This is a genomic window from Chromobacterium paludis (assembly GCF_008275125.1).
Taxonomy (GTDB): Bacteria; Pseudomonadota; Gammaproteobacteria; order Burkholderiales; family Chromobacteriaceae; genus Chromobacterium; species Chromobacterium paludis.
Window position 1 is genome coordinate 3,139,197 of the sequence record NZ_CP043473.1, and the last position, 25,620, is coordinate 3,164,816.

At 62.0% G+C, this 25,620-nt stretch carries 25 protein-coding genes; 10 read left to right on the forward strand and 15 right to left on the reverse strand.

The window, feature by feature from the left end:
- The first annotated feature begins 8 nt into the window (after nt 1-8).
- Complete coding sequence (locus FYK34_RS14820; RefSeq protein ID WP_231137271.1) at nt 9-944, forward strand: tyrosine-type recombinase/integrase; 936 nt, start codon at nt 9-11, stop codon at nt 942-944.
- Between the two features lie 25 nt (nt 945-969).
- A complete protein-coding gene (locus FYK34_RS14825) occupies nt 970-1,953 on the forward strand; it encodes a hypothetical protein (RefSeq protein WP_149297690.1) in 984 nt (327 codons plus the stop codon).
- Between the two features lie 308 nt (nt 1,954-2,261).
- Here FYK34_RS14825 and FYK34_RS20525 read toward each other — a convergent pair whose 3' ends face one another.
- The 4 genes from FYK34_RS20525 to FYK34_RS14845 all read right to left on the reverse strand — a co-directional run bounded on the left by FYK34_RS20525 (nt 2,262) and on the right by FYK34_RS14845 (nt 6,730).
- Entirely contained in the window at nt 2,262-2,579 is a 318-nt protein-coding gene (locus FYK34_RS20525) for a hypothetical protein (protein WP_168209758.1), read from the reverse strand.
- Entirely contained in the window at nt 2,552-3,472 is a 921-nt protein-coding gene (gene lpxO, locus FYK34_RS14835; RefSeq protein ID WP_149297692.1) for a lipid A hydroxylase LpxO, read from the reverse strand. The genes FYK34_RS20525 and lpxO overlap by 28 nt, the downstream gene beginning before the upstream one ends.
- 77 nt (nt 3,473-3,549) lie before the next feature.
- A complete protein-coding gene (locus FYK34_RS14840) occupies nt 3,550-4,281 on the reverse strand; it encodes a metallophosphoesterase (RefSeq protein WP_149297694.1) in 732 nt (243 codons plus the stop codon).
- Nucleotides 4,282-4,396: 115 nt separating this feature from the next.
- The gene (locus tag FYK34_RS14845; RefSeq protein WP_231137272.1) at nt 4,397-6,730 is read right to left on the reverse strand and encodes a penicillin-binding protein 1A; all 2,334 of its coding nucleotides are present in this window, start codon (nt 6,728-6,730) and stop codon (nt 4,397-4,399) included.
- A 214-nt stretch (nt 6,731-6,944) separates the two neighbouring features.
- Here FYK34_RS14845 and FYK34_RS14850 point away from each other — a divergent pair, with 214 nt between their 5' ends.
- The 8 genes from FYK34_RS14850 (at nt 6,945) to FYK34_RS14885 (ending at nt 13,986) form a co-directional block, all read left to right on the forward strand.
- Complete coding sequence (locus FYK34_RS14850) at nt 6,945-7,982, forward strand: pilus assembly protein PilM (RefSeq protein ID WP_231137273.1); 1,038 nt, start codon at nt 6,945-6,947, stop codon at nt 7,980-7,982.
- Nucleotides 7,983-8,573: a PilN domain-containing protein gene (locus FYK34_RS14855; protein ID WP_149297700.1), complete on the forward strand. Its 591-nt coding sequence runs from the start codon at nt 7,983-7,985 to the stop codon at nt 8,571-8,573. It abuts the gene before it with no gap.
- A complete protein-coding gene (locus FYK34_RS14860; protein ID WP_149297702.1) occupies nt 8,570-9,187 on the forward strand; it encodes a type IV pilus inner membrane component PilO in 618 nt (205 codons plus the stop codon). Before FYK34_RS14855 ends, FYK34_RS14860 begins: the two co-directional genes overlap by 4 nt.
- Before the next feature lie 11 nt (nt 9,188-9,198).
- Nucleotides 9,199-9,720 carry a pilus assembly protein PilP gene (locus tag FYK34_RS14865; RefSeq protein ID WP_231137274.1) on the forward strand — a complete coding sequence of 174 codons (522 nt, stop codon included), beginning with the start codon at nt 9,199-9,201 and terminating at the stop codon, nt 9,718-9,720.
- A complete protein-coding gene (gene pilQ, locus FYK34_RS14870) occupies nt 9,717-11,825 on the forward strand; it encodes a type IV pilus secretin PilQ (protein WP_149297704.1) in 2,109 nt (702 codons plus the stop codon). The genes FYK34_RS14865 and pilQ overlap by 4 nt, the downstream gene beginning before the upstream one ends.
- A gap of 35 nt (nt 11,826-11,860) precedes the next feature.
- Nucleotides 11,861-12,412: a shikimate kinase AroK gene (gene aroK, locus FYK34_RS14875; protein WP_149297706.1), complete on the forward strand. Its 552-nt coding sequence runs from the start codon at nt 11,861-11,863 to the stop codon at nt 12,410-12,412.
- 2 nt (nt 12,413-12,414) lie between these two features.
- Nucleotides 12,415-13,494 (forward strand): 3-dehydroquinate synthase, encoded by a 1,080-nt coding sequence (gene aroB, locus FYK34_RS14880; protein WP_149297708.1) that lies wholly within the window; start codon nt 12,415-12,417, stop codon nt 13,492-13,494.
- A gap of 111 nt (nt 13,495-13,605) precedes the next feature.
- Nucleotides 13,606-13,986, forward strand: coding sequence for a type IV pilus assembly protein FimV (locus tag FYK34_RS14885; protein WP_231137275.1), 381 nt, complete (start codon nt 13,606-13,608; stop codon nt 13,984-13,986).
- A 177-nt stretch (nt 13,987-14,163) separates the two neighbouring features.
- Here FYK34_RS14885 and msbA read toward each other — a convergent pair whose 3' ends face one another.
- The 11 genes from msbA to FYK34_RS14940 form a co-directional block, all read right to left on the reverse strand.
- Entirely contained in the window at nt 14,164-15,921 is a 1,758-nt protein-coding gene (msbA, locus tag FYK34_RS14890) for a lipid A export permease/ATP-binding protein MsbA (protein WP_149297710.1), read from the reverse strand.
- Nucleotides 15,918-17,012, reverse strand: a complete 1,095-nt coding sequence (locus FYK34_RS14895; protein ID WP_407923611.1) for a glycosyltransferase family 4 protein — start codon at nt 17,010-17,012, stop codon at nt 15,918-15,920. Before FYK34_RS14895 ends, msbA begins: the two co-directional genes overlap by 4 nt.
- A gap of 32 nt (nt 17,013-17,044) precedes the next feature.
- A complete protein-coding gene (locus tag FYK34_RS14900; RefSeq protein ID WP_149297714.1) occupies nt 17,045-18,289 on the reverse strand; it encodes an O-antigen ligase family protein in 1,245 nt (414 codons plus the stop codon).
- Entirely contained in the window at nt 18,289-19,263 is a 975-nt protein-coding gene (locus tag FYK34_RS14905) for a glycosyltransferase (RefSeq protein ID WP_149297716.1), read from the reverse strand. The genes FYK34_RS14900 and FYK34_RS14905 overlap by 1 nt, the downstream gene beginning before the upstream one ends.
- A complete protein-coding gene (locus FYK34_RS14910) occupies nt 19,260-20,297 on the reverse strand; it encodes a glycosyltransferase family 4 protein (RefSeq protein WP_149297718.1) in 1,038 nt (345 codons plus the stop codon). The genes FYK34_RS14905 and FYK34_RS14910 overlap by 4 nt, the downstream gene beginning before the upstream one ends.
- Nucleotides 20,294-21,136, reverse strand: coding sequence for a glycosyltransferase family 2 protein (locus FYK34_RS14915; RefSeq protein ID WP_149297720.1), 843 nt, complete (start codon nt 21,134-21,136; stop codon nt 20,294-20,296). Before FYK34_RS14915 ends, FYK34_RS14910 begins: the two co-directional genes overlap by 4 nt.
- Nucleotides 21,137-21,925: a glycosyltransferase family 2 protein gene (locus FYK34_RS14920; protein ID WP_149297723.1), complete on the reverse strand. Its 789-nt coding sequence runs from the start codon at nt 21,923-21,925 to the stop codon at nt 21,137-21,139. It abuts the gene before it with no gap.
- 13 nt (nt 21,926-21,938) lie between these two features.
- A complete protein-coding gene (gene rfaQ / locus FYK34_RS14925) occupies nt 21,939-23,063 on the reverse strand; it encodes a putative lipopolysaccharide heptosyltransferase III (protein ID WP_149297725.1) in 1,125 nt (374 codons plus the stop codon).
- A 14-nt stretch (nt 23,064-23,077) separates the two neighbouring features.
- Entirely contained in the window at nt 23,078-24,817 is a 1,740-nt protein-coding gene (ptsP, locus tag FYK34_RS14930) for a phosphoenolpyruvate--protein phosphotransferase (protein ID WP_149297727.1), read from the reverse strand.
- Nucleotides 24,818-24,925: 108 nt separating this feature from the next.
- Nucleotides 24,926-25,195, reverse strand: coding sequence for an HPr family phosphocarrier protein (locus tag FYK34_RS14935; RefSeq protein ID WP_149297729.1), 270 nt, complete (start codon nt 25,193-25,195; stop codon nt 24,926-24,928).
- Entirely contained in the window at nt 25,182-25,589 is a 408-nt protein-coding gene (locus FYK34_RS14940) for a PTS sugar transporter subunit IIA (RefSeq protein WP_149297731.1), read from the reverse strand. Before FYK34_RS14940 ends, FYK34_RS14935 begins: the two co-directional genes overlap by 14 nt.
- Nucleotides 25,590-25,620: the final 31 nt, after the last annotated feature.

Below are 25,620 nucleotides of genomic sequence, written 5' to 3' on the forward strand. Positions count from 1 at the left end.
TGGAAAAAATGCTGAAACAGGCCGCGACGGCCAACAAGTTTGAAGCCATCGCGCTGGAGTGGCATGCAAGGGAAAGCCACGAATGGTCCGCCGCCCATAGCGAGCGCGTTTTGTCCGCCATGAAGACCCACATCGTCCCCTACATCGGGGACAGGCCAATCCACGAGATTCGCCCGCTGGAGCTGCTGGAAGTGCTGCGCAAGGTGGAGAGCGCCGGGAACATCGATACTACCAAGCGCCTGCGGCAACGCTGCTCCGCCGTCTTCCGCCTGGCCATCCTGACCGGCCGTTGCGACAGCGACCCGGCCGCGCCGCTGACCGACGCCCTCAAAAGCCAGCAATACACCCCACGCAAGGCGCTGATGCGCGAGGACATCCCCGCCTTTCTGGAAGCGCTTGAGAAATACGATGGCAACGTGCAAACCAAGCTGATGATGAAGCTGATGCTGCTGACCTTCACCCGCGTCGGAGAGATGGCCATAGCCAGGTGGGAAGAGATCGACTTCGACAAGGCGCTGTGGACCATCCCGCCGGAACATCGCAAGCTGCCGGAAAAGTCCAAAAAGACAGCCCCGCCCCATCTCGTTCCGCTATCCAAACAAGCCCTGGACGTGCTGCGCCAGCTGCATGCCATCAGCGGCGGCCGCGAACACATCTTCCCCAACCGCAACAGCCCGCGCCGCCCCATGTCGCCGGAAACCCTGCGCCGCGCACTTCACAGCATGGGCTTTCGAGGCAAAGCCGATGTCCACGGCTTCCGCTCCACAGCATCGACCATCCTGAACGAAGAAGGCTTCAATCCTGATGCCATTGAACGCCAGTTATCTCACATCGAAACAAACAAGGTACGCGCGGTATACAATCGGGCTGAATACATAAAGGAACGAATTGAAATGATGCGGTGGTGGTCTAACTTCTTAAATGCGCAGACCAAGCCCAATTAATTTTACATAAAACCAGGACTAAACCATGAAAGAAACCTTCATCCTTCAAGAACCAGGACATTATAGAATTGCCGCTTTCTGGAAAGAAAGCCATGATGAAGTTTGTGTATATCATCCTGACTACTTCCACAATAAAATACAAAAATACAAGACCAATCCTCTTAAAACCGATGATGATATTAAACATGCAGCAGTAACAAAATTTGGCGTAATTATCAATGACGAGCACATGAGGAAAATATATAAATCGAAATTATCATGCGGCCGTTACTTTAGAAGAGTTTGGAGAGGCATCTTCAGGCCAATGAACCCCAACTTAAACTACAACCCGATTCATTCACACCGAATCTACCAATCCGCATATACTAACTCTTTAGTGGCAAGTGAAAGCTTATTTTTATCATTAAGGGAAATTTTTAAAAATATAGAGCCATCCACCAACAACCTAAACACATATAGTCACAAAATTCGCGAACTACTTATCCTGGCTTGCACAGAGATTGAAGCATCATGGAAAGCAGTACTAATTGAAAACAGCTCTAAAAAGGAAAGTCGATACAAAACAAATCACTACTTCAAAACAAAAGACCTACTAAAACTAGATAAATGGAGTGTTCATCTAAAAGATTACGAACACTTAGGCGTACTCACACCATTTAAAGATTGGAATGAAACAAATCCAACAAGGTCCTTAGAATGGTATGATTCTTACAATGCAGTAAAACATGATCGAGAAGGAGAGTTTGAAAGAGCCAACCTTAAAAACCTGCTGAATGCAATGGCTGCAATGCATATTCTTCTATGTGCGCAATGGGGGCCTCAAACATTTCATTTACTTTATGAAAATCGCTACAGCCCATTCCACACGAACTCTATCCCTGATTTTTCGCTTGCCGATTTATACGTCGCTGATACCACTGAAACATTCCAAGCCATCATGTACTTTGACGATCCCGAACAATTCAAGGCTGATGAAAACCCAGAACCATTATTTGAACGCCTCTTCTAATCCCCAGCGCGCGCTATCGAAGCCCCGCCTCGCCCCCGCGCTTCATGTGCCGCTAATCATGCACCTGCATGAACCCGCGCCAGGCCCGCATCGTATGGCCTGGCGCGCTGTTTCCCCCCTGCCAAGATTCATGCGTTTTCATGCAGTCTATGCATGGAGTCGCCGTTTTGGCTGACTGACGTTTCCGCCCTTCTCCATTTCTTCCCGCTTAAATTAGCCGCCGAGTGTGTCCGGTGCCGTCCGTATTGGTCCAGCACAGTCCCGTTATTCAGGAATTGCCCCGCTAATTTCCATTTCCTGCCCTGTCGTCAATAGCCCAATCCGTGTTTTTTCGGCTTTTCAAGTTTCGTTGTTGTGTGGTGATTCCACACAACAAGCCCGCCAAACTCGATTTGAAATTTCTGAAATACCGCGTTCGCTGATCGGCGTATCCGATTGCATCCACAGATATTCAGATCTAACGATAAGGACAAACCAATGACCGCTATTGTCCCTTCGCTCACCGCGCAGCCACTGCGCTTTATGCGCTTGCCGGATGTCATCTCCACTTGCGGCTTATCCCACTCGTCGGTGTAGGACGCCATCCAGCGCGGCAGCCTCAGCGCCACGCGCCCCAGAACAGCCATAACACCACCGGTCCTCCCAGCAGCAGCCATTTGAGCAGGTAGTAGGTGAAGCGACTCTGCGCCTTGATCTTCTTGCCGAACAGGCGCACCTGCTGGATGTAGCGGAAGGCGCGGTTGAGGCCGCCGGTGCGGTCGCCTTCCTGATTCGGGGAGTTGGCCGCGCCCACCAGCACGCGGCTGATGATGCGGTTGATCCAGCGCGCCGGGGCAAACCACATCGGGCGCTCGATATCGCAGAACAGGATGATGCGGTTCTGGTCCGTGGTGTTCTCGGCGTAGTGCAGATAGGTTTCGTCGAAGATCACCGCCTCGCCGTCGCGCCAGCTGTATTTCTGCCCGTCCACGTCGATGTAGCAGCCGTCGTCATTGGGGGTGATCAGGCCCAGGTGATAGCGCACGGAGCCGGCAAACGGGTCGCGGTGGCGCACCAGGCGGCTGCCGGGCGGCAAGGCGGTGAACATGGCGGCCTTGATATTGGGAAACTGCTTCAGCAGCTGGGTGGTGTACGGGCACAGCGCCTGCGCCGAAGCGTGATCCTGGCCGTACCACTTGAGATAGAAACGTTTCCAGCCGGTCTTGAAAAAGGAGTTGAAGCCCAGGTCGTCGTATTTATCCGAGGCCTTGATGTTGCCGCGGTCGTACAGCGCGGCCGCTTCCTCGCGGATTGTTTCCCAGTTGTCGGTCAGCGCCTGCAGCTCCGGGAAGCGCTCCAGCGGCAGGTAGGGCTTGGCCGGCACCTTGGAGAACAGGTACATGAAGCAGTTGATCGGCGCCATGATGGTGGAGTGGTCGCTCAACTGGCGCCAGAAGCCCAGCCGCACCCGTCCCCGCAGATGGACATAGGCCGTGGACAGGATGAAAACGGCGACGATGGTCAGCTTGAAATAGGGCATCCGGACTCCTTGGTACTCGGGCGGAATAAAGTCAGTGGACCTGACTATAAGCCGCGGCACGGCTGACGCCAAGCCGCTCACAAAAACAGGGTTTCCACGGCATAGCCATCCACCTGGAAATCAAACAGCCGGAAGCCGTGCCGCTGGTCGATGACCGCCTCACAGGTGCCCTTGCGCCACTGGAAGCAAACGGCTGGGCACACCTCCAACGCCACGCCATCGCGCAGCATGCTGTGATCGCCGTGGACATGGCCGCAGATGGCCAGCCGGGCGCGCGGCGCGCGCACCAACGCCTGCCAGAGCGCCTCGCCCGTCTCCAGCATGCATCCATCCAATAGCGGCGTGCCCACCTTGAGCGGGTGATGGTGAAGCACCACGGCGGCCAGACCATGTCCGACCTGGGCGAGGCGGCTCTGCAGCGCGGCCAGGCCGGACTCGTCTATCCGCCCGCCATCCTGGCCCGCCACGCAGCCATCCACGCCGAGCAAGGTCCAATCTCCGCACTGCAGCGTGTCCAGCCGACGCATGCAGGCGTATTGTGCGAACACGCGCGCGGCGGCCTCGGCATCGTCATGGTTTCCGGCAATCCAGTGCACGGGCAGGCCCAGGTCCGCCAGCGCCTCCGCGCAGCGCCGATAGGAAGCCTCGGACGCATCTTGCGAGATATCGCCGGTGAGCAGGATCGCGTCGGCCGCCTGCTGCCTCACCACGGCCAGCACCGCCTGCAAGGCGGCAAAAGTGTTCACCCCCATCAAGCGGCCATCCGGCTTGGCAAACAGGTGGAGGTCCGTCAGCTGGATCAGCTTCATTCTTCGCCGCCCATCCTAAAATGTCGAATGAATGAATTATGCGCCCTGCGGCAAGTTGGGCGCAAAAAAGCCCCGACGGCGCAGGCCGTCGGGGCGGTAGCGCTTACGCTGCGGATCAGAACAGCTGGTCTTTGACGTTCTCCACCGCGTCCTGCGCCGCCGGCTTGCTGCCGTCGTCCACCGGGGCGCTGGCGTCCTCGCCGCTGCCTGGCACGCTGCCGCTGTTGTCGATGTGCAGTTCCGGATTGGTCTTCTGGAACTCCTCGTAGTAGTACTCGTCGCCGCCGCGCTGGCCGGCGCCCGGCTTCACCACGATACCCTTGGGCACCGGCAGTTCCACTTCCGGCTGCCCCTTCAGCGCATTGCCCATGTAGTTGATCCAGATAGGCAGCGCGGCGGTGCCGCCATAGCCGTAGCGGCCTAGCGAGCGCGGCTGGTCGAAGCCAACCCAGGTGGCCGCCACCAGGTTCGGGTTGTAGCCGACAAACCAGGCGTCCTTCCAATCCGAGGTGGTGCCGGTCTTGCCGGACAGGTCGCTGCGGCCCAGGCTCATGGCGCGGAAGCCCGTGCCATAACGAATCACGTCTCCCATCATGGAACGCATGATGAAGGCGTTGCGCGGGTCAATGGCCTGTTGCGCGTTCTGGCCGGCCACCGTGGGCACAGTCTTGGCCAGCACGCGGCCGGACTGGTCTTCGATGCGGTCGATGAAGTAAGCCTTGGTGCGGTAGCCGCCATTGGCGAACACCGAGTAGCCCTCCGCCATCTGCAGCGGCGTCACCGAACCCGCGCCCAGCGCCATCGGCAGGTAAGCCGGATGCTGCTTGGGCGAGAAGCCAAAGCGCTGGATGTACTGCTGGGCGTAATCGGTGCCGATGGCCATCAGCACGCGCACCGACACCAGGTTCTTGGACAGCGTCAGGCCGCGGCGCAGCGAGATCAGGCCGGAGAACTTGCCATCGTCGTTCTTGGGTTCCCACATCTGACCGTTGACGCCGGGCACCGACAGCGGCGCGTCGTTGATCAGCGTGGACGGCGTAATGCCGCGCTCGATGCCGGCCGAGTAGATAAACGGCTTGAACGAGGAGCCGGGCTGGCGCCAGGCCTGGGTCACGTGGTTAAAGCTGCGGCGGTTGAAATCGAACCCCCCCACCAGCGACTTGATGGCGCCGGTGCGGGTATCCAGCGACACGAAGGCGCCTTCGACCTCGGGCATCTGCACGATTTCCCAATACCCCTTGGGATTAGCCTGGACGCGGATCACCGCGCCGCGGCGGATCTGCAGTTGCGACGAGGCCTTGGCGCTCAGCGCGCGGCGGGCGAAATCCAGACCCGGCCCCTTGATCACGGCCATCTTGCCGCCGCGCATATAGGCCTGCACTTCGCTGGGGCTGGCCGACAGCACGATGGCGGGCACCATGTCGCCGCTGTCGCGCAGATCGCCCATGGCCTCGTCCAGCGCCTCGGTCACGTCATCGCCGTTGCCGCTGGGCAGGTCGAGATAGCTCTCCGGGCCGCGATAGCCGGTCTTGCGGTCGTAATCGAGCAGGCCGGCGCGCAGCGCGTCATAGGCCCACTGCTGATGGCGGCTGTCTATGGTGGTGTACACCTTGAAGCCTTCCGTGTAGGCCGATTCCTTGTAACGCTCGTACATCGCCTGGCGTACCATTTCCGCAACATACTGGCCAGGCTGGCTGGTATCGGCCGCCTGGCTGGCCAGTTTCAGCGGCTCGGCCAATGCCTGCTGGTATTGATCCTCGGTAATGAAGTTCAATGCGCGCATGCGCTTCAGCACGTACTGCTGACGCAGCTTGGCGCGCTCCGGATTCACCACCGGGTTATAGGCGGAAGGCGCCTTGGGCAGGCCGGCCAGCATCGCCATCTGCGCAATGCTCAACTCGTTCAAGGATTTGCCGTAATAGGCCTGGGCCGCGGCGCCGAAACCATAGGCGCGCTGGCCCAGATAGATCTGGTTGAAATACAGCTCCAGGATCTGGTCCTTGCTCAGCGTGTGTTCAATCTTGAACGCCAGCAACGCCTCGTTGAACTTGCGCGTGTACGTCTTCTCGCTGGACAGGAAGAAGTTGCGCGCCACCTGCATGGTGATGGTGCTGGCGCCGGAACGCGTGTGGCCGGACACCAAGTTGCCGACTGCGGCGCGCAGGATGCCTAGGTAGTCGATGCCGCTGTGCTGGTAGAATCGCTCATCCTCCGCAGCCAGCACCGCCTGCCTCATCAGCAACGGCACTTCGTGGATGCGCGAGAACGAACGCCGTTCCTCGCCGAATTCCCCCAGCAGCTGATTGTCGGCAGAATAGACGCGGAGCGGGATTTTCGGGCGGTAATCCGTGATGACATCAAGGTTTTGCAAGCGGGGGTAGGTTATGATGATGGCAATGGCCAGCGCGCCCGCCAGCAGCACCACACCACCTAGAAACGCACCCGCCATGATTGCAAGTAATCGTCTGAGCATATTTACGATGGGCTTTCATTGGAAAGCGGATTATAACGTCTTGTGAATGCCAACAAGACAAACAATGGCCACAACAGTTCGAAAAACTGTTGCGGCAGAGCGGATTGAGGCGAAGATGTTATTCGAAAAATTGAAGTTCGAGTTGCCTTGGCTCGAACAGCTGGGATTGGGGAAAGCCCACAATTCGCCCATGTTGGGCCTCGATATCAGCAGCACCTCCGTCAAGCTGGTAGAACTGTCGCGCAACGGCCGCAACTGCCAAGTCGAGCGCTACGTCATCGAACCGCTGCCCAAAGAAGCGATCAACGACGGCAATCTGGTGGAGATCGAGGGCATTGCCGAAACCATACGCCGCGCCTGGAAAAAGCTGGGCAGCCCGATCCGCAATGTGGCCATCGCCATCCCCACCACGATGGCCATTTACAAAAAACTGCTGGTCCCGGTCAGCCAAACCGATGACCTGGACGAAATCATAGAAAACGAAGCCCATCAGATCATCCCCTTCCCGCTGGAAGAGGTGAATCTGGACCACCAGGTGCTGGGCCCATCGCCGTCCAGCATCGACGACCTGGAAGTGCTGCTGTGCGCCGCTCGCAAGGAAAAAGTGGAGGAACGCGTCGCCGTAGTGGAGATGGCCGGCCTGCGCGCCCTGGTGGTGGATGTGGAGTCCTTCGCCATGATGACCGCATTCGAACAGATCCAGCAGCAGCTGCCGGACCACGGCATGAACCAGACGTTCGCCATGTTCGACATCGGCGCCACCCGCATCCACTGCAACATCCTGCGCAACGGCCAGCAGATCTACTACCGCGAGCAGGCCTTCGGCGGCCACCAGCTCACACGCGACATCCAGCGTCGCTACAACATCAGCTTTGAAGAGGCCGAGGCCAGCAAGCGCACCATGGCGCTGCCGGACGGTTATGAATCGGAGCTGATGCATCCCTTCATCGACTCCCTGGCCCAGGAAGTCCAGCGCGCGCTGCAATTCTTCTACACCACGGTCAGCGTGTCGCAATACCTGCGCGTGGACTACATCCTGCTGGCCGGCGGCTGCAGCATGCTGCCGGGTCTGGACGATGCCGTGGCCGGCCGGACCCAGATCAGCACCATGATCGCCAATCCGTTCACCACCATGGTACAGTCCGGCTCCATCCGACTGAAGGAATTGCTGATGGACGCCCCGTCGCTGCTGATTGCCTGCGGGCTGGCGCTCCGGAGGTTCGACTGAATGATACGGATCAACCTCCTTCCCCACCGCGAACAGAAAAAAGCCGCGCACCGGCTCCGCTTCCAGCTGCTCACAGGCGCCACCCTTGTCGGCGCCGCAATCTTGCTGGGCATCGTCTATCTGGCGCTGGGACGCCAGCTGTCGGACCAGCAGCAGCGCAATCAGTTCCTGCAGACGGAGATCGTCAAGCTGGACTCCCAGATCAAGGACATCGGCAAGCTGAAAAAACAGCGCGACGACCTGCTGGCGCGCAAGCAGCTGGTGGAGCGCCTGCAAGAAGGCCGCAACGGCGCGGTGCACCTGTTCGACCAACTGGTGCGGCAAACGCCGGATGGCGTCTACCTGAAATCATTCAAGCAGACCGGCAACCAGGTGGTGCTGTCCGGCTACGCCCAGTCCGGCGCCCGCGTATCCAACTACATGCGCCAGCTCAGTCAATCGGACGTATTCGACGCGCCGGTGCTGGTCGAGGTCACCTCCAGCATCGTCAACAATCAACGCGTCAACGCCTTCACGCTGAACGCCACGCTGCGCCAAGCCCCGCCCGATACGCAACTGAACAATAACAAGCCCGCCGGAGCCAAGCCATGACGCTGGACGAACTGCGCTCGCTCGAACCCAAGGACATGCCCAACTGGCCGCTGCAGGCGCAAATCCTGGCGCTGGCCATACTGCTGCTGATGCTATTGGGCCTGGGCTACTTCTTCGTCCTGGGCGACCAGCTGGACCAACTGAACCAGGCCAAGCAGCAGGAGCAGCAATTGAAGCAGACCTATGTCGACAAAAAGCGGCAAGCGGTCAACCTGGACGCGCTGGAACAGCAGCTGAAGGAAATCGACGCCTCCTTCGGCGCCCTGCTGAAACAGCTGCCCACCAAGTCGGACATGGACACCCTGCTGACGGAGATCAATCAGGCCGGCATCGGCCGCGGCCTGCAGTTTGAGCTGTTCAAGCCCGGCACCGAGATCCGCTCCGCGGAAATGGCGGAAGTGCCCATCTCCATCCGGCTGTCCGGCACTTACAACGACCTGGCGGCCTTCGTCAACGACGTGGCCCAGCTGTCGCGCATCGTCACCATCAGCGATATCAGCCTGAACCCCGGCAACAACAACAGCCGCCTGACCATGGACGCCACCGCCCACACTTACCGCGCGCTGGAAGCCAGCGAGCGCATGGGCCTGCCGGCGGCGCCGGCCCAGAAGTGAGAGACAGCCAGATGATGAAGATTCTGCCTCTCCTCCTCCCCATCCTGCTGCTAAGCGGCTGCGGCAGCGCCGGCGACGATGACCTGCGCGCCTGGATGGCCGCCAGCAGCCAGGGACTGCGCGGCCAGATCGAACCCCTGCCCCAGGTGCAGGCCTACAAGCCTTTCACTTATCAGGCCTACGATCTGCTGGATCCGTTCAACCCGCAGAAGCTGCAGGCGGGACGAAGCCATAACTCGGCCAACGCGCCGGACCTGAAGCGTCCGCGCGAGGCGCTGGAAAACTATGACCTGGATAAACTGGCCATGGTCGGCACGCTCAAGCGCGCCGGCCAGACCTTTGCCTTGATCCGCACGCCGGAGGGCGCGATCTACCGGGTGCAGGCCGGCAATTATGTCGGCACCAACTACGGAAAAATCGTTTCCATAGACGAAGGCGAAGTCAAACTGGCCGAAACCGTTGAAGATCTGAATGGAGAATGGGTGCAGCGCGACAGCAGCCTGTACCTGGCAGAACAAGGGCAGAACAAATGAACAAGCTATCCATCGCACTGCTGGGGGGCCTGGCGATGTGTTTCTCGGCCGTCCACGCGCTGGCCGGTCCGGCCATCACCGGGATCGACACCAGCAAGGTAGACGGCAATCAGCAAACGGTGCAGATCACCTTCGACGGCCCGGCAGTGAAGCCCAACAGCTTCTCCATGTCCAATCCGCCGCGCATCGCGCTGGATTTCGCCGATACCGGCGTCAAGCTGGCCAAGCCATCCATCAACGTGGACAGCCCGCTGCTGAAGTCCGCCATCGCCATCGAGGCCGCCGGCCGCTCTCGACTGGTGCTGAACCTGGCCCGGCTCGCCGCCTACCGCAGCCAGTTGAGCGGGAATAAACTGGTATTGACCCTGGATGGTTCGATGACGGCCAGCCAAGGCGCCACGCCAGAAGAGCAAACCGCCCCCGCCAGCGCCGCGCCGCCCGCCCGAGAGCGGATCGCCTCCAGCCGCAGCCTGGGCCTGGACTTCCGCCGCGGCCGCAACGGCGAGGCCCGGGTGGAGCTGACGTTGCCCAGCGCCAATACGCCGGTGGACATCCGCCGCGAAGGCAAGAACCTGGCGGTGGACATCGTCGGCGCCTTGCTGCCGCAGCAGCTGGTGCGCCGCCTGGACGTCACCGACTTCGGCACCGCGGTGGCCAAAGTGGACGCCGACAACCAGGGCAACAACGCGCGCATCCTGATCCAACCGCAAGGCGATTGGGACTATTCGTCCTACCAGACCGACGGCAAGCTGGTGGTGGAAGTGCGCCGACCGGCCGGGGACCAAGTCGCCGCCGACAATGGCAAAACAGTCTACAAAGGCGACAAGCTGTCGCTGAACTTCCAGAACATCGAGGTGCGCACCGTGCTGCAGGTGCTCGCCGAATTCACCGGCCTCAACATCGTCACCAGCGATTCGGTCACCGGCAACATCACGCTGCGGCTGAAGGACGTGCCCTGGGACCAGGCGCTGGACCTGATTCTGCAGACCAAGGGCCTGGACCAGCGGCGCAACGGCAACATCATCCAGATCGCCCCGCGCGACGAGCTGCTGTCGCGCGACAAGCAGTTACAGGAGGCCCGCCAACAGCTGGCCACGCTGGAGCCGCTGCGTTCGGAAACCTTCGTGCTGCGCTACCGCTCGGCCGAAGACTTCAAGAAAGTCCTCAACGGCGACAATACCGAAGGCAAGAAACAAAGCATTCTGTCCGACCGCGGCAGCGTGCTGATCGACCCCAAGACCAACACCCTGATCGTCAACGACATCGGCTCCGTCATCGACAAGATCCGCGACATCATCACCAAGACCGACATCCCGGTGAAACAGGTGCTGATCGAGGCGCGCATCGTCGAGGCCACCGACAACTGGGAACGCGACCTCGGCGTCAAGCTGGCTTACGAGCGCATCGGCAGCACCGGCATCATCAGCGGCGGCGGCCTAACCAACGCCATCAACAATGCCAACGGCCGCATTCCGCCGGTGCAGTCGGCCACCCAGAATCCTTACACCGTGACCCCCGGCATCAACCTGCCCATCGCCAACCCTGCCGGCTCGCTGACCGCGCTGTACGGCGTGGGCAAATCCGCCATCATCGGCCTGGAACTGCAAGCCTTGCAAGCCGAAGACAAGGGCAGGGTGATCTCCAGTCCGCGCGTGATGACCTCGGACCGCCAGGAGGCCACCGTCGAACAGGGCCAGGAAATTCCATACCAGGAAGCCAGCTCCAGCGGCGCGACCTCGGTCTCGTTCAAAAAAGCCGTGCTCAGCCTCATCGTCAAACCGCAGATCACACCGGACAACCACGTGCTGCTGGACATCAAGGTCAACAAAGACTCGGCCAACTTCCAGCAAACCGTCAACGGCACGCCGTCGCTGAACACCGAGAAGATCGAAACCCAGGTGCTGGTCGACAACGGCGGCACCGTGGTGATAGGCGGCATCTACCAGCAGCAGTTGAGCGACATCGTCAACAAGGTGCCGCTGCTGGGCGACATTCCCGTGCTGGGCGCGCTGTTCCGCAGTTCGCAAAAAATCAACAAGCGCAGCGAACTGCTGATCTTCATCACCCCCAAGGTGATCAACGATCTAGTGGCCACCAACGACTGAAGCCGCCAAGACAGAGCCGCCGGCTATCGGCTACAATGCCTGCCATGGAGAAACTGGCAGGCAATTTTTTTCTGGTCGGCCTGATGGGCGCGGGCAAGACCACCGTCGGCCGCGCATTGGCGCGCCGCACCGGCAAGACGTTCTACGATTCCGACCAGGAAATCGAGGCACGCACCGGCGTGCGCGTCGCCACCATCTTCGACATCGAAGGCGAACAGCGCTTCCGCAATCGTGAAACCTGCGTCATCCGCGACCTGGCCCAGCAGCGCGACATCGTGCTGGCGACGGGCGGCGGCGCCGTGTTGCGCGAAGAAAACCGCAAGGTGCTGGCCGCCCAAGGCACCGTCATCTACCTGCGCGCCACCATAGACGATCTGCTGCTGCGCACCCAGCACGACAAAAACCGCCCGCTGCTGCAGATCGCCGATCCGCGCGGCAAGCTGGAAAGCCTATTCAACGAGCGCGATCCGCTATACCGCGAGATAGCCGACATCGTCGTCGACACCACCCAACAAAACGTCAACCTGCTGGTCGCCCGCCTGATCGAACAGCTGCAAGCCCATCCCGTCCGCCAACAAGAGAGCTGAATGTGATCACCCTCGACCTGATCCTGCCCGATACCCGCTACCCGATACACATTGGCCACGGACTGCTGGAACAGGTCGATCTCTTGCTGCCGCACCTGCCGGTGCCCAAGGCCGCCATCGTCAGCAACGAAACCGTCGCCCCGCTTTATCTCGCCCGCCTGCGACAGGCTCTGGAAGCGCGCGGCGTGGCCTGCCTCAGCGTGGTGCTGCCCGATGGCGAGGCGCACAAAGACTGGCAGACGCTGAACCGGATTTTTGACGCCCTGCTGTCTGGCAACGCCGAACGCAAAACCACGCTGATCGCCCTGGGCGGCGGCGTCATCGGCGACATGACCGGTTTCGCCGCGGCCTGCTATCAGCGCGGCGCGCCCTTCATCCAGATCCCCACCACCTTGCTGGCACAGGTCGACTCCTCCGTAGGCGGCAAAACCGCGATCAACCACCCCTTGGGCAAGAACATGATCGGCGCCTTCTATCAGCCGCGCGCGGTCATCGCCGACATGGACCTGCTGGCCACGCTGCCCGAGCGCGAGCTATCTGCCGGCCTGGCGGAGGTGATCAAATACGGGCTGCTGGGCGATGCCGATTTCCTCGCCTGGCTGGAAGCCAATATGCCCGCGTTGCGCGCGCGCGACAGCACCGCCCTGCAATACGCCGTGAAGCGCAGCTGCGAAATGAAGGCCGTCATCGTCGCCGAAGATGAAAAGGAAAACGGCGTGCGCGCGCTGCTGAACCTCGGCCACACCTTCGGCCACGCCATCGAAGCCGGCATGGGCTATGGTGCCTGGCTGCACGGCGAGGCCGTGGCCGCCGGCATGGTGCTGGCCGCGGCCGCCTCCGCCGAACTGGGCTGGATCAAGCAGGAGGAAGTGGAACGCGTGCGAAGGCTGATCGCCGCCGCGGGCTTGCCCACTCGCGCGCCGCAGATGCCTGTGGAACAATGGTTAAGTCTAATGGCGCACGATAAGAAGGTGGAAGCGGGCACCATACGCTTTGTCCTGCTGCGTCGACTGGGCCAGGCGGCGATACAGCCAGGCCTCGACATCACCCTGCTGGAACGCATTCTGCGGGCAAACAGCTGATTTTCCAGGCTGTCCGGGCGGCTACGGAATTATACGGATTGCGCGCCGCCCTCCTCATCAGAATAATCAACAGACTACATAAGATGTTGTACCACGAGGGGGAGAAACAAAATGGACGTCTTTACGGCACTGGCCAGCAGTCTGGCCCTGATGCTCGCCTACTATACCTTGCGCCACTTCTGGCGCCGCATGCGCTACGTCAAACCAGAACACCGCGGCATCGACCCCATCGGCGAGGCCGAGGTCTATCTTGCCTATGGCCGTACCCGTGAAGCCGTTCGGGTCCTCAAGGACTCGCTCAGAGACGATCCAGACAATCTCCATGCCAAGGTAGCCTTGCTGCGCGCCTATTCCAGCGCGCGCGACAGCGAGGCCTACGTGTTGCTGGCGCGCGATGTTCAGTCTCAGGTCCAAGGCCAACCGGTATGGCGCACCATTCAGGAAAATGGCCGCGAGCTGGCTCCGCAGGAACCGCTGTTCGCCAAATTCTGATCCATCCGCTCCGCGATCAAGCAAAAGGGCCGCAAACGCGGCCCTTTTGCTGCGCGGCGCAGGCCGGCTTAGCGTCACGAAGCACACACCATTAGAGAACCTGAGCCCAGGCGCGACGACGCCAATAGTGCCATCCTAAGGCAGCCCGGCCCATGAGCAGGGTTGGGTTCGCGGGTATTATTCCGTCTGCGCCTCGCCAAACTGCAAGCTGTGCAAGCGCGCATACATATTGCCTCGCGCCAGCAACTCGCCATGCCTCCCCTGCTCCACCACCCGGCCTTGATGCATCACCACGATGCGATCCGCGTTTTCGATGGTGGACAGACGGTGGGCGATGACAATGGTGGTGCGGTTCTTCATCAGGTTTTCCAGCGCCGCCTGCACCAGCCGCTCCGACTGGGTATCCAGCGCCGACGTCGCCTCGTCCAGAATCAGCAAGGGCGCGTTCTTCAGCAAGGCGCGCGCGATGGCCAGACGCTGCCGCTGGCCGCCGGACAAGCGGGTGCCGTTTTCGCCGATCTCGGCATCCAGCCCCTCCGGCAGCGCCTCGATGAACTCCAACGCATTGGCGGCTCGGGCCGCCTCGACGATCTCCTCTCGCGAGGCGTCAGGCTTGCCATAGGCGATATTGGCCGCCACCGTGTCATTGAACAGCTCCACGTGCTGGCTGACCAGGGCGATGCTGCGGCGCAACTGATCCAGCGGGATTTCCGTCAAGGGTACGCCATCCAGCAACAGACGCCCGGAGGAAGGCTCGTAGAAACGCGGCACCAGGCTGGCCAGCGTGGTCTTGCCGCTGCCTGACGACCCCACCAGCGCCACGGTCTCGCCCGGCATCACGGCCAGGTCGATTCCGGATAAGGCCGGATTTTCCACATTGGGGTAAGTAAAGCTGACGGCATCGAAACTCAGCTGGCCGCGCACGGCAGGCAAGCCATGCGTGCCCTGGTCCGGCTCGCCCGGTTCGTCGATGAAGGCAAACACCGACTCCGCTGCCGCCAGGCCGCGCTGCAGCGCTTGCGACACGCTGGAAATCCGCTTCACCGGCGCAAACAGCCCCAGCATCAAGGTGAGAAACGCCATGAATTGACCGGCTGTCAGGCCGCCATGCTGGGCGCGCAAACCCGCAAAATACAGAATGGCGGCAAGCGCGCAGGCGATCATCAGCTGCGTTACGCCGGTATTGGCTGCGCTGGCTGCGCTCTGTTTGACTTGATTGCGGCGCAAGGACTCCGCGCTATGGTCAAATCGATTCATCTCGTGCGCTTGGCCGCCATAGACCTTGATCGCACGCTGGCATTGTATGCTTTCCGACAGCACCTGCATCATCTGCGCCATATGCTGCTGATTCAGGCGCGCAAGGCTGCGCAGACGCCTCCCGACCACGCGCATGCACCAAGTCACCGCAGGCAGCACCAGTAGGCAGATCAGCGTCAGCTGCCAATCCAGATAGAGCAGGTAGCCCAGCAAATACAAAGCGGTGGCGCCGTCTTTCACCGTGACCGTGATCACGTTGAAGCCCGCCTCGGTTACCTGGTTGACGTCATTGGTGATGCGCGACATCAGGCGGCCTGATTGGTGCTCATCGTAATATTGCGCCGGCAACCGCACCAATTTGGCGAACATCTGATGGCGTAGCATCTGCACTAGGTGCCCGGTAAGCCAGCTGGCCGTGTATTCGTTGATGAAGCCGGCGATGCCGCGCACCAGGAATACGCCGATGACAGCCAACGGCACCCAGACAATGACGTGCGGATCCTTCTTGACAAAGCCGCCATCGACCAATTGCTGGATCAGATAGGCCACTGCCGGCTCGGTCGAGGCCGCCACCATCATCGACAGTATCGACAGCAGCAGCACTCTCCAGTACCCCAGCAGATAACCCAGCAAACGGCGATATACCTTCCAGCTGTGTTCGAAACCGTGTTCGTTCATGCAACATCCAGATCGTCGGGCAAACCGGCCAGCCGCAGCACGGTCCGCAAATTATTCTCAGGCGCGAATCGCTCGCGCACATCGCGTCGGCCGGCCTCGGCCAGCGCCAGCATGCGGGCGGGAGCAGACAAGGCCTCGTCCAGCGCCCGCGTCCACGCCGCCACATCCCCTGGCGGCAACAGCACACCAGTTTCTCCGTCTCTCACCGTCTCCGGAATGCCGCCGGTATCGCTGGCCAACACCGGCACGCCCAGCGCCAGCGCCTCGATCTGCGACATGCCCAGCGGCTCGTAGCTGGAGGGCATCACCAACAGGTCCGCGCGCTTGAGCAGCGGCGCCACCGATGGCAGCAGGCCGGCAAAACACACCCGCGCCTCCAGCCCCAGCTGCCGCGCCATCGCCTGCAAGCGCTCCCTCTCCCCGCCCTCGCCCGCCATGACATAACGCAGCTCAGGCCAGCGCGCGGACAGGCGCGCCATCGCCTCCAGCATCAGGGCGTGGCCCTTCTCGCCGCGCAGCATCGCCGCATGCGCCACCACCGGCCCCTGTCCCGCCGCCAGCCAAGCAGTCAGCGCCCCTGGCAAAGCGGCATCCTGAGCCGCATCCAGCGCCGCAAAATCGATACCGGGGTAGACCACGTGCAGCTTTTCCGGGCGAATCGACGGATTCTGCAGCAACTGCCTGCGCAGATAGTCGCTGGGCAGCATCGTGGCATCGGCCAGCCAGTTATACGGCAGCGAGGAGTGTCCAGCCGGCAGATAGGTGCGCGAGCGCAGGAGAAATGGCCTATGCCCAGACAGCCGGGCCGCCAGGGCGAGGTTATTGCTGTCGTGCCCGCTGTGGCAGATGGCCAGCGCCAGTCGATGCGCGCGCAGCCAGCGTACAAGCGCCAGAATGGACGGCACATGCGCGCTATTGCGAAAACGGACGGGCAGCGTGGTCAATCCCTTGCCCTTCGCCACACTCTCGACCCGCGATCCCAGCCGGCAAGCCAGCGCCGTTTGGTAGCCGGCCCGCGACAACCATTGCATTTGCTGCATGGCCTGCAACTCCTGCCCGCCGACATTGGGGGAGGACTCGGTAAACAGCACCGCTCGCGCGCGACGGTCTGAGAAAACGGCGCTCAACGCAGCGCCCTCATTTCCGGTCCAATCGGTATCGCCGACGCCAAGGCCCAGCAGCTCACCACCATGGCGAAGCCTATCCGATGGAAGAACACCACCTCGCCCAAGCCAAACAAGAATGCGCAAGACAGCACCCACAGCTTGTAGGCGTTCAACTTACCCGCTCTTAACAGCAGCAGGAAAGTCGCCAGATAAATCAGCAGCAGGAAATAACCGCCGTAGCCTATCAATTGCGGCATATCGCCATCCGAACCCCATGGATTTGCCACGCCGGCACCGGTATAGAATTCATTCATATACAAGGCCCCATCGCGCACCACAGGAAACTTCTCCGCAATCACGGCATAGGGCATTTTGCCTTTGCCAAAGAATTGATCCAGCGGCGTCGTTTCAATCGCGATGCGCCAGAATTCCAGCCGCATGCCTACGGAAGATCCCCTGACATTGCCATACTCGAAAAAACGCCATATCTCCAGAAATGCCAAGCGCACTCGATCCATGTATGGCGATTGTGATTGAGCAATCACCACGGCCGCCAAGGCCAGCCCCCCCGCCAACGCGATCAAAAACCATTTCTTTCGGAGATTGCGCCAGACGACGTAGACGATCAGCGCTGCAAATGCCAAGAATGGCCCGCGGGATGCCGACAATACCAGGGCATAAATCGTTGCGCCGAGCGAGCCTGCCATCCAGGCTCTCTCCCCCCATGCCAGCCGCGACCACTGCCGCAGCACATAGATCACGCCCACGCCTATGCCCAGCACGCAAAACTCGCCGAAGCGGTTTTCATACACCCCCCCCCATGCCCGGCCGCGCCCGAGATAAAACACTTCGTAGCAAGCGACGATGAGGTACAACCAACCCGCCATGGCCGCGCTCCAGGCCAAATGCCTTTCGCTCAAGGGCGCTGCCTGCAAAGCCATATACATCAAACTGGCGCACAGCACGGCAATGACAATCACGCCAAGATCCATCTGTTGCTGATGGTAGAGCGCCAAAAAAGCCAAACCCGCCACCAACGGCAGGAACGGCGCAACAAATGAGGCGCCAAGACGAAGCAAGCGCGCGCCGCCCCCCGCTTCACGCCATTTTAACGCCAAGATCAACAGGGCCGCGGTGGACGACAGCACGGTCAGATAACGCGCGCCGCCGCCAAACGGCAGGTACTTCACCACCATGATCGGGTACAACAGAAACACAAACGCCAGATAGCCGGCGAATTTCTCAGGCAGAAACTGCCGCATCACTTTTCCTTCCACTTCCGTTTTTTTCTCTTCAAAAAGAAAAAAGGCTCTAGAACCCCAGGGCACAGAGCATAGACTGCCACTCTCAATCTAAAACCCAGATCCACGCCGGCAAAGGCGAGAAAATCGCTGACGGGATGCTTGCCATGGAACATGGCCTCGATGTACTGCTCCCGCCGCAAGCGCCCTAGCAAAAAATCCTCCACCCGCGGGCTGGCCTGCAAGGAGCGCGCCGCGTCCAGCATGGCCTGCAATTCAATCTGGCTGCTGCGCACCTTTCGGGTCAGACCTTTGATCACCGCCGCGACCGTCATGGATTTTCTTTGCGTGGTCAGCCCGCCTCGGCGGTAGCGGATGACTGGATGCGGATAGGTGACGGCCGTGCCCAGGCCCACCGCGCGAAACGCCATCACCATGTCCTCGCCCACCACGCCGGCCGGTATGCCGCCAAAGCGGTGGAACAGGCGAGCCGTCCAAGCCTGCGCCGCGCCTATCACATGCGGCGGCCGCGCCGCCCAATCGTCCAATGACCGGTAGTTCGCCAAGTCGGCGATGCGGATTTCCTGTCCCATCGCGCCGTTCTCATCCATGTCCAGCAGATGGCAGGCGATCAGGTCCGGCACGCGATCGCGCGCCAGCCAGAACTGCATCACGCGGGACACGCGGTCCGGCAGGGAGATGTCGTCGCCGGCCGTGATGAAGAACAGTTCGCCGCTGGCCAGCCCGACGGCATGGCTCAGATTGGCGCCTATGCCCAGATTGCGCGGATTGCGGTTCACGATCAGCCGGTGCGGCCCGACATAGCCGGCGCAAAACGTCTGGATGCGTTCAAACGTGCTATCGGTCGAGGCATCGTCCGACACCACGATCTCCAAATTGGCGTAATCCTGCGCCACGGCCGCTTCCAGGGCCTGTTCGATGTAATGCTCCTGGTTATAGGAAATCAGGAGCATGGTCGCGCGGGGAAGATTCATTCGGCGCTCAGCATTTCTAGTAGTCGGGACACGTGCTGATCCAGCAGGTAAGGATAGGCTATGCAATCGCGCAATGGTTCCGTAGCCGGCGCAGCGTGCCGCAGGCGAAGCAAGGCCTCGCGCAGGGCGGCAGTATCGCGGCTAAAACGGTAACAGCCCGGCTCGGACAACACCTCCACCGCGCCGACGGTATCGGCGAACAGCACCGGCGTGCCGCACAGGATGGACTCCGGTCCCACCAAGCCGAACGCCTCGTATTTCGAGGCCAGGATAGTCGCGTCGGCGGCCGCGTACAGCCCCGCCATATCGCGGCAAAATCCGGCATTGACGACACGAGGACCGGCCAGCGGCGCCTTGCCGGCCACGACCAGGACGATATCGTCCCCCATGCCTTGCAGCGCCGCCAGAATCAGGTCGCCGCCTTTCAGCGCGTGATTGTTCGACGGAAACAGCAGCATGAACTGCTCCGGCGCGATGCCCAGTGACTGGCGCACGGCGTCTCTGCGCGAGCGCGCCGCCAGAGAGAAGGTGCGCGTATCGACCGGCGGGTACAGCACCGCCAGCTTGTCATGCCCCGCGCCGTAATGCTGGACGATCTGCTCGCCCACGCGCGCCGAGTGGGCGACGATCCGCCGCGCCTGGGCGTAGAAGCGGGACTCGTGCGCGATGGTCAGCCTGTCGTTGAGGCCCGGCCTGGTCTTGCCTTTGTCTATCAGATGGCCGATATGGGTGCCGCCGACGATGGCCAGGTCGACCGGGCCCTGAACGCGCGAGATGCCTATGGTTTTCCAATCCGGACGACAGTGCCGCCAGGCCCGGCGCTCGAACAAGAGGTTGTTGAGCCGGGAGAACGGCGTGCGGTCCGGTACACGCACCCACTCCGCGCCGGACGGCGCATCGGGCCAGTCCAGCTTGCGGGCGATGGCGCGCACCGGCACGCCGCGGCGGCACAGCTCCGTGATCACGTCCATCACATAGCGCTCCATGCCGCCGCCGGCGCGGATCGAATGAAAGACCAGATTGATGCCGTTCATGCCGCGTCGTCTCCGCCATGCCAGGAAAGGCCGCGCCGCGCGCGCACATGCTCGCCATGCAGCGTCGCTTCGAAGCGGCGCCAGTTCTCGTCCTGGCGGCTGCGGTCATTCTCCCTGTGCCACAAGTGCAGCACTGGCACGGCAAAACGTCCGTTCTTCATCCCCACGCCATGACGCAGCAAGCGCACGGCGAAATCCGAATCCTCATAGCCCCAGCCGGAAAAGGCGGCATCGAAGCCGTCTAGCGCCAGAAAATCATGCTTCCAGACCCCGACATTGCAAGTGCGGAACAGCTCCCAGCGTTCGCGGCGGCGCTTGCGCCACTCCGGCAGCGCCAGCCGGAGCCAGCCCAGGCCATTATTGAGGTGGCCCAGCATGCGATGGCGCAACCAGGTCGGCACCCCCCAGACATACACCGGGAGGCGGCGGCCGGCGAGATAGGCCGCGGTGAACGGCTCGGACAGCAAGACCCGGTTGCCCGCCACCGCCCATCCCGCCTCAGCCAGTTCGAGATGCCGGGCGAGGAAGTCGCGCTGCGGAATGCAGTCGCCGTCGAGAAACACCAGGTAGTCGCCCTTGGCCTGCATCGCCGCCAGATTGCGGATTTCCGCCGCGCGGAAACCTCGGTCCTCGTGCCACACATGGCGCAGGCGGCCGCCGAAATCAGGCTGCAAGGCCGCGATGGCCTCGGCCGTGCGGCCATCCGACCCGTCATCTGCCACCAGCGCTTCCCACTGCTGCGCCTCTATGCCGCATTGCGCGCGCAGGCTGGCCAACACGGCGCGCAAGGCGTCCGGCCGGTTATAGGTGGTGATGATCACCGAGATGCTGACGCTCATTCAGCGCTTCTCCCGCTCGCTCAGATACAGCAGCTTCAGCTGCCGGTAAAACGTGCCTTCGGCGTTGGACACCGCCACGATGAAGCCCTCGCGGCCATCCAGAAAACCGCGGCGCACGATGTAGGCGCGGCAGAACGACCACCAGGCCTTGAAAATCACGGCCGCCATGCCGCCTCCGCCCGCGCCGCGCGCCAGGCGCTGGCTCGCGCCCGCGGTGGAGTAGCGGTTCATCTTGTCGATGACCTCTTCCAGGCTGTCGAAGGAATAATGCAGCAGTTCGCCGCCCAGCAGCGGTGCCTCGCCTTCGTACAGCAGCCGCTCATGCACCAGATCGTCGGAAAAGCGCGCGCGGCCGCGGCGGAACAGGCGCGCCACGTAATCGGGCCGCCAGCCGCTGTGGCGCATCCAGCGCCCGCACATGCTGGACAGGCGCGACAAGCGGTACACATCGGCGCGTCCGGCCCGCATCGCCTCGGCGATGGATTGCGCCAGTTCCGGGGTCAATACCTCGTCCGCGTCCAGCGACAGAATCCAGTCGGTTTGCAGATAGGACAGCGCCAGGTTTTTCTGAATGCCGAAGCCCGGCCATTCTGGATGCTGGAACACGCGCGCGCCATGCCGCTCGGCAATGGCCACCGTGTCGTCCTGACTGCCCGAGTCGACGACGACGATGTCCGCCGCCAGTTCGCGCAGCGAGGCCAGGCAAGCGGCCAGATGCGCCGCCGCGTTCTTGGTGATGATGGCGACGCCCAGCGACGGCGTCGGAAACGATTCCAGGGGAAGGCTCATCGCGAATCCGTGATCAAGGCAACGCTCGCGGCGCCGCGTCCGGCACGCCGGCGTCGGCCGTCTCGCGCAGCAAGTCCTGCACGGCGGCCAACACCTGCCCAACCGATATATTCTCAATGCAGGCGCTGCGCTCGCTGCCGCCGCAGCCGGGCAAGTTGCACGGCCGGCAAGGCAGGTCCAGCGAAACCTGCCGGTGGGCCACTCGCCAAGGGCCCCACACCTTGTCGCGCGAGGGGCCGAACAGGGCCACCACCGGCGTCTGCACTGCCGCCGCCATGTGCATGGGCAGCGAATCCACGCCTACCAGCAGGCGCGCGCGCGCGATCAGCGCGGCCAGCTGCTTCAGCGACAATTGGCCGCTCAGATCCGCCACCGGCTGCGTGAGGCCGGCCTTCACCGCCGCTATCATCGCAGCCTCCTCCGGCGAGGGCGCGCCGCTGAGCGCCACTGGCCAGCCCTGCCGCTGCAACTCCGCGATCAGCTTGGCCATGCGCTCCGCCGGCCAGCACTTGTAAAACCAGCGCGAGCCGGGATGCACCAGGAGAAAGCGGCCAGCTTGCAACCCATGTTCGGCCAGCATGGCGTCCACGCGTAGCCCATCCTCATCCTCATAGCGTATAGACAAGGATGTGTCCTCGTCGTCGGCAAACAGCCCTAGCCGCCGCAAGGCATCCAGATGCATCTCCACGATGTGGCGCGTATTCGGCGGCGTCAGCGCCTGCCTGTGGGTGAAGGTCTTGCGGAAGTAACGGCCGGCGCCCGGCAAGTCCGGCGCCACCGACCAACGAGGCTTGAGCAGCCGCACCAGGGTGGTGGCGCGGTTGCTGGCGTTCAGCACCACGATTAATTGGTAGCCGCGCGCCTTGAGCTGCGAAAACAGCCGCCACTCCTGCTTCAGCTGTGTCCAGACGCCCTGCCTCTTCCAGTTGCGATCTATGGTGAAAACCCGCGCAATCGCCGGATGCAGGGTCAACATGTCCCGCGTCTCGTGATAGACCAAGGCGTCTATCTCGACCTGAGGCGCATGCTTCTTCAGCACGGTGAATACTGGCGAGCTCAGCAATACGTCGCCGTGGTGCATCAGCCGCACCACCAGCACCCGGCTGAGTTGGGAGAAATCAATCGCGTCTTTGGACATAAATAAAAACCGGGCTAGTCGCCCGGCTCTGCATTCAGCAGTTGCAACAAATCGGCTATTTTATCAGGGTCTTCTGATCTAAGCATGCGCGACGCAATCGGCGCGATTTCGTCCAGATGGCTGGTCAGCACCTGCTGCTTCACCGCCAGCAGATTGGCCGGGTGCATGGAGAACTTGCGCAGGCCCATGCCCAGCAGCAAGCGGGTCAGCTTGGCGTCGCCCGCCATCTCGCCGCACACCGACACCGGCAGGTTGGCCTTGATGCCGGTCTTGATGGTGTGCAGGATCAGCTTCAGCACCGCCGGGTGGATCGGGTCGTACAGATGGCTGACGGTGTCGTCGTTGCGGTCTATCGCCAGCGTGTACTGGATCAGATCGTTGGTGCCGATGGACAGGAAATCCACATGTTTGGTGAAGCTGCCGGCCACCAGCGCGGCCGACGGGATTTCTATCATCGCGCCGACTTCCACGTCGTCGGCGTAGCTGATGCCCTCGTCGCGCAGCTCTTCCTTGGCGTATTCGAACTGCGCCAGCGCCTGCCGCAGCTCCGGCAACGAGTTCACCATGGGAAACAGCACGCGGATGCGGCCATGCACCGAGGCCCGCAGCAGCGCGCGCAGCTGGGCGCGGAACATCAAGGGTTCGGCCAGGCACAGCCGGATGCCGGTCAGGCCCAGCGCCGGATTGTCGGCCTGGTTGTGGCCCAGCCACTTCGGACTCTTGTCCGCGCCCAGGTCCATGGTGCGGATGGTGACCGGCATGCCCTTCATCGCCGCCGCCACATGGCGGTAGGCTTCGAATTGCTCGTCCTCGGTCGGCAGCGTGTCGCGGCCTAGGAACAGGAATTCGCTGCGGAACAGGCCGATGCCGACCGCGCCGGACTCACGCACGTCGTCCACGTCCTGCGGCCGCTCGATATTGGCCAGGAGTTCGATCACCGAGCCGTCGCGCGTCACGGCGCTGGATTTGCGTATCGACGACAGCTTGCGCCGCGCGCCGCGCCAGGCTCGCAGACGGCGGCGGTATTCATTGAGTACCAGATTGTCTGGATTGATGATCACCACGCCCTGCAGGCCGTCGACGATGATCATCTCATCCTGGCGGATCAGCTCGCGCGCGTGGTGCAGCGCGATGACGGAAGGCAGGTCCAGGCTGCGTCCCAGGATGGCGGTGTGCGAGGTAGCGCCGCCGACATCGGTGATGAAAGCGGCGAAATTGGAATCCTTGAAATACACCATGTCGGCCGGCGACAGGTCGTGCGCCACCAGGATGTGGTCCTCCACCAGGTCTTCCGGCGCCGGCAGCTGCGGCGCGTCGCCGTCCAGATTGTTGAAGATGCGCTCGATCACCTGCAGCACGTCGTTCTTGCGCTCGCGCAGGTAGTCCTCTTCAATGGCGTCGAACTGTTCCACCAGGTGGTCGCACTGCAGCTTCAGCGCCCATTCGGCATTGCAGCGCTGCTTTTCTATGATTTCGCGCGGCTCCATCGAGATGGTGATGTCGCCCAACAGCATGATGTGCAGCGACAGAAAGGCGCCCAGTTCCGCAGGGGCGTTTTCCGGGATGCTGCCCCACAGCATCTCCAGCTCTTTGCGGGTGGCGCGCACCGCCTCGTCGAAGCGCGTCTTCTCCGCCGGGACGTCGTCGTCCTCCAGCAGATAGTGCGCCACATCGTCCATGCTGCGCGAAATCAGGTGGGCCCGGCCGATGGCGATGCCCCCGCCTATGGCCACCCCGTGCAGGATGATGCTCATTGCCCCTCCCCAGACGAGCCGTTTTATTTTGCTCTGCCCGCCGCAATCTCCGCCGCGCCAGCGACGGACTCCCTGAGAGCGGCCCCGCGGCCGCTCACCCGCTCAAGCTTATTCCGCCTCGTCGAAGCGGTTGTTGATCAGCGCGACCAGCGCTTCCAGCGCCTGCTGTTCGTCCTCGCCGCTGATTTCCAGCTCCACCTTGGCGCCCTTGGCCGCGGCCAGCATCATCACGCCCATGATGCTCTTGCCGTTGACGCGGCGGTTGTTGCGGGCGATGAAGATGTCGCTCTTGTAACGGCTGGCCAGCTGGGTGAACTTGCTGGACGCGCGCGCGTGCAGTCCCAGCTTGTTGATGATTTCCACTTCAGATCGCAGCATTACCTTCCCCCGGAATAATGTAAAGCACCCCCTCCAGCCCGCCGGTGATCGCCTTGCTGACGACGATCTCCAAGGGCTGGGCGCTGTAGCACAGCGCGCGCACCAGCATGGACAGATTGATGCCGGCCACCGCCTCGACGCGGCCAGGCCGGATCAGCCGGCTGGCGATGTTGGACGGCGTGCCGCCGTACATATCGGTCAGCACCACCACGCCTTCGCCTTGATCCAGGCCATCCACCAAGCCCTGCGCCTCCGCCAGCTTGCGCTCCGGCTCCTCGGTCTTGTCCACCGTCATCACCGCCAGATTTTCCGGCTCGCGTCCCAGGATGTGGCGGGCGCAATCGGCCAGGCTCCGTCCCAGGTCTCCGTGTGCAATTATCAGAACACCAACCATGTCTGAGTCTTCGGTTTGTCGCAGGCGGACG

Excerpts from the sequence above, each read along its gene's own strand:
- FYK34_RS14820 (WP_231137271.1), top strand. The coding sequence starts at position 9 with ATGCTGAAACAGGCCGCGACGGCCAACAAGTTTGAAGCCATCGCGCTG.
- FYK34_RS14825 (WP_149297690.1), top strand. The coding sequence starts at position 970 with ATGAAAGAAACCTTCATCCTTCAAGAACCAGGACATTATAGAATTGCC.
- FYK34_RS20525 (WP_168209758.1), bottom strand. The coding sequence starts at position 2,579 with ATGGCTGTTCTGGGGCGCGTGGCGCTGAGGCTGCCGCGCTGGATGGCG.
- lpxO (WP_149297692.1), bottom strand. The coding sequence starts at position 3,472 with ATGCCCTATTTCAAGCTGACCATCGTCGCCGTTTTCATCCTGTCCACG.
- FYK34_RS14840 (WP_149297694.1), bottom strand. The coding sequence starts at position 4,281 with ATGAAGCTGATCCAGCTGACGGACCTCCACCTGTTTGCCAAGCCGGAT.
- FYK34_RS14845 (WP_231137272.1), bottom strand. The coding sequence starts at position 6,730 with ATGGCGGGTGCGTTTCTAGGTGGTGTGGTGCTGCTGGCGGGCGCGCTG.
- FYK34_RS14850 (WP_231137273.1), top strand. The coding sequence starts at position 6,945 with ATGTTGGGCCTCGATATCAGCAGCACCTCCGTCAAGCTGGTAGAACTG.
- FYK34_RS14855 (WP_149297700.1), top strand. The coding sequence starts at position 7,983 with ATGATACGGATCAACCTCCTTCCCCACCGCGAACAGAAAAAAGCCGCG.
- FYK34_RS14860 (WP_149297702.1), top strand. The coding sequence starts at position 8,570 with ATGACGCTGGACGAACTGCGCTCGCTCGAACCCAAGGACATGCCCAAC.
- FYK34_RS14865 (WP_231137274.1), top strand. The coding sequence starts at position 9,199 with ATGATGAAGATTCTGCCTCTCCTCCTCCCCATCCTGCTGCTAAGCGGC.
- pilQ (WP_149297704.1), top strand. The coding sequence starts at position 9,717 with ATGAACAAGCTATCCATCGCACTGCTGGGGGGCCTGGCGATGTGTTTC.
- aroK (WP_149297706.1), top strand. The coding sequence starts at position 11,861 with ATGCCTGCCATGGAGAAACTGGCAGGCAATTTTTTTCTGGTCGGCCTG.
- FYK34_RS14885 (WP_231137275.1), top strand. The coding sequence starts at position 13,606 with ATGGACGTCTTTACGGCACTGGCCAGCAGTCTGGCCCTGATGCTCGCC.
- msbA (WP_149297710.1), bottom strand. The coding sequence starts at position 15,921 with ATGAACGAACACGGTTTCGAACACAGCTGGAAGGTATATCGCCGTTTG.
- FYK34_RS14900 (WP_149297714.1), bottom strand. The coding sequence starts at position 18,289 with ATGCGGCAGTTTCTGCCTGAGAAATTCGCCGGCTATCTGGCGTTTGTG.
- FYK34_RS14905 (WP_149297716.1), bottom strand. The coding sequence starts at position 19,263 with ATGAATCTTCCCCGCGCGACCATGCTCCTGATTTCCTATAACCAGGAG.
- FYK34_RS14910 (WP_149297718.1), bottom strand. The coding sequence starts at position 20,297 with ATGAACGGCATCAATCTGGTCTTTCATTCGATCCGCGCCGGCGGCGGC.
- FYK34_RS14915 (WP_149297720.1), bottom strand. The coding sequence starts at position 21,136 with ATGAGCGTCAGCATCTCGGTGATCATCACCACCTATAACCGGCCGGAC.
- FYK34_RS14920 (WP_149297723.1), bottom strand. The coding sequence starts at position 21,925 with ATGAGCCTTCCCCTGGAATCGTTTCCGACGCCGTCGCTGGGCGTCGCC.
- rfaQ (WP_149297725.1), bottom strand. The coding sequence starts at position 23,063 with ATGTCCAAAGACGCGATTGATTTCTCCCAACTCAGCCGGGTGCTGGTG.
- ptsP (WP_149297727.1), bottom strand. The coding sequence starts at position 24,817 with ATGAGCATCATCCTGCACGGGGTGGCCATAGGCGGGGGCATCGCCATC.
- FYK34_RS14935 (WP_149297729.1), bottom strand. The coding sequence starts at position 25,195 with ATGCTGCGATCTGAAGTGGAAATCATCAACAAGCTGGGACTGCACGCG.
- FYK34_RS14940 (WP_149297731.1), bottom strand. The coding sequence starts at position 25,589 with ATGGTTGGTGTTCTGATAATTGCACACGGAGACCTGGGACGGAGCCTG.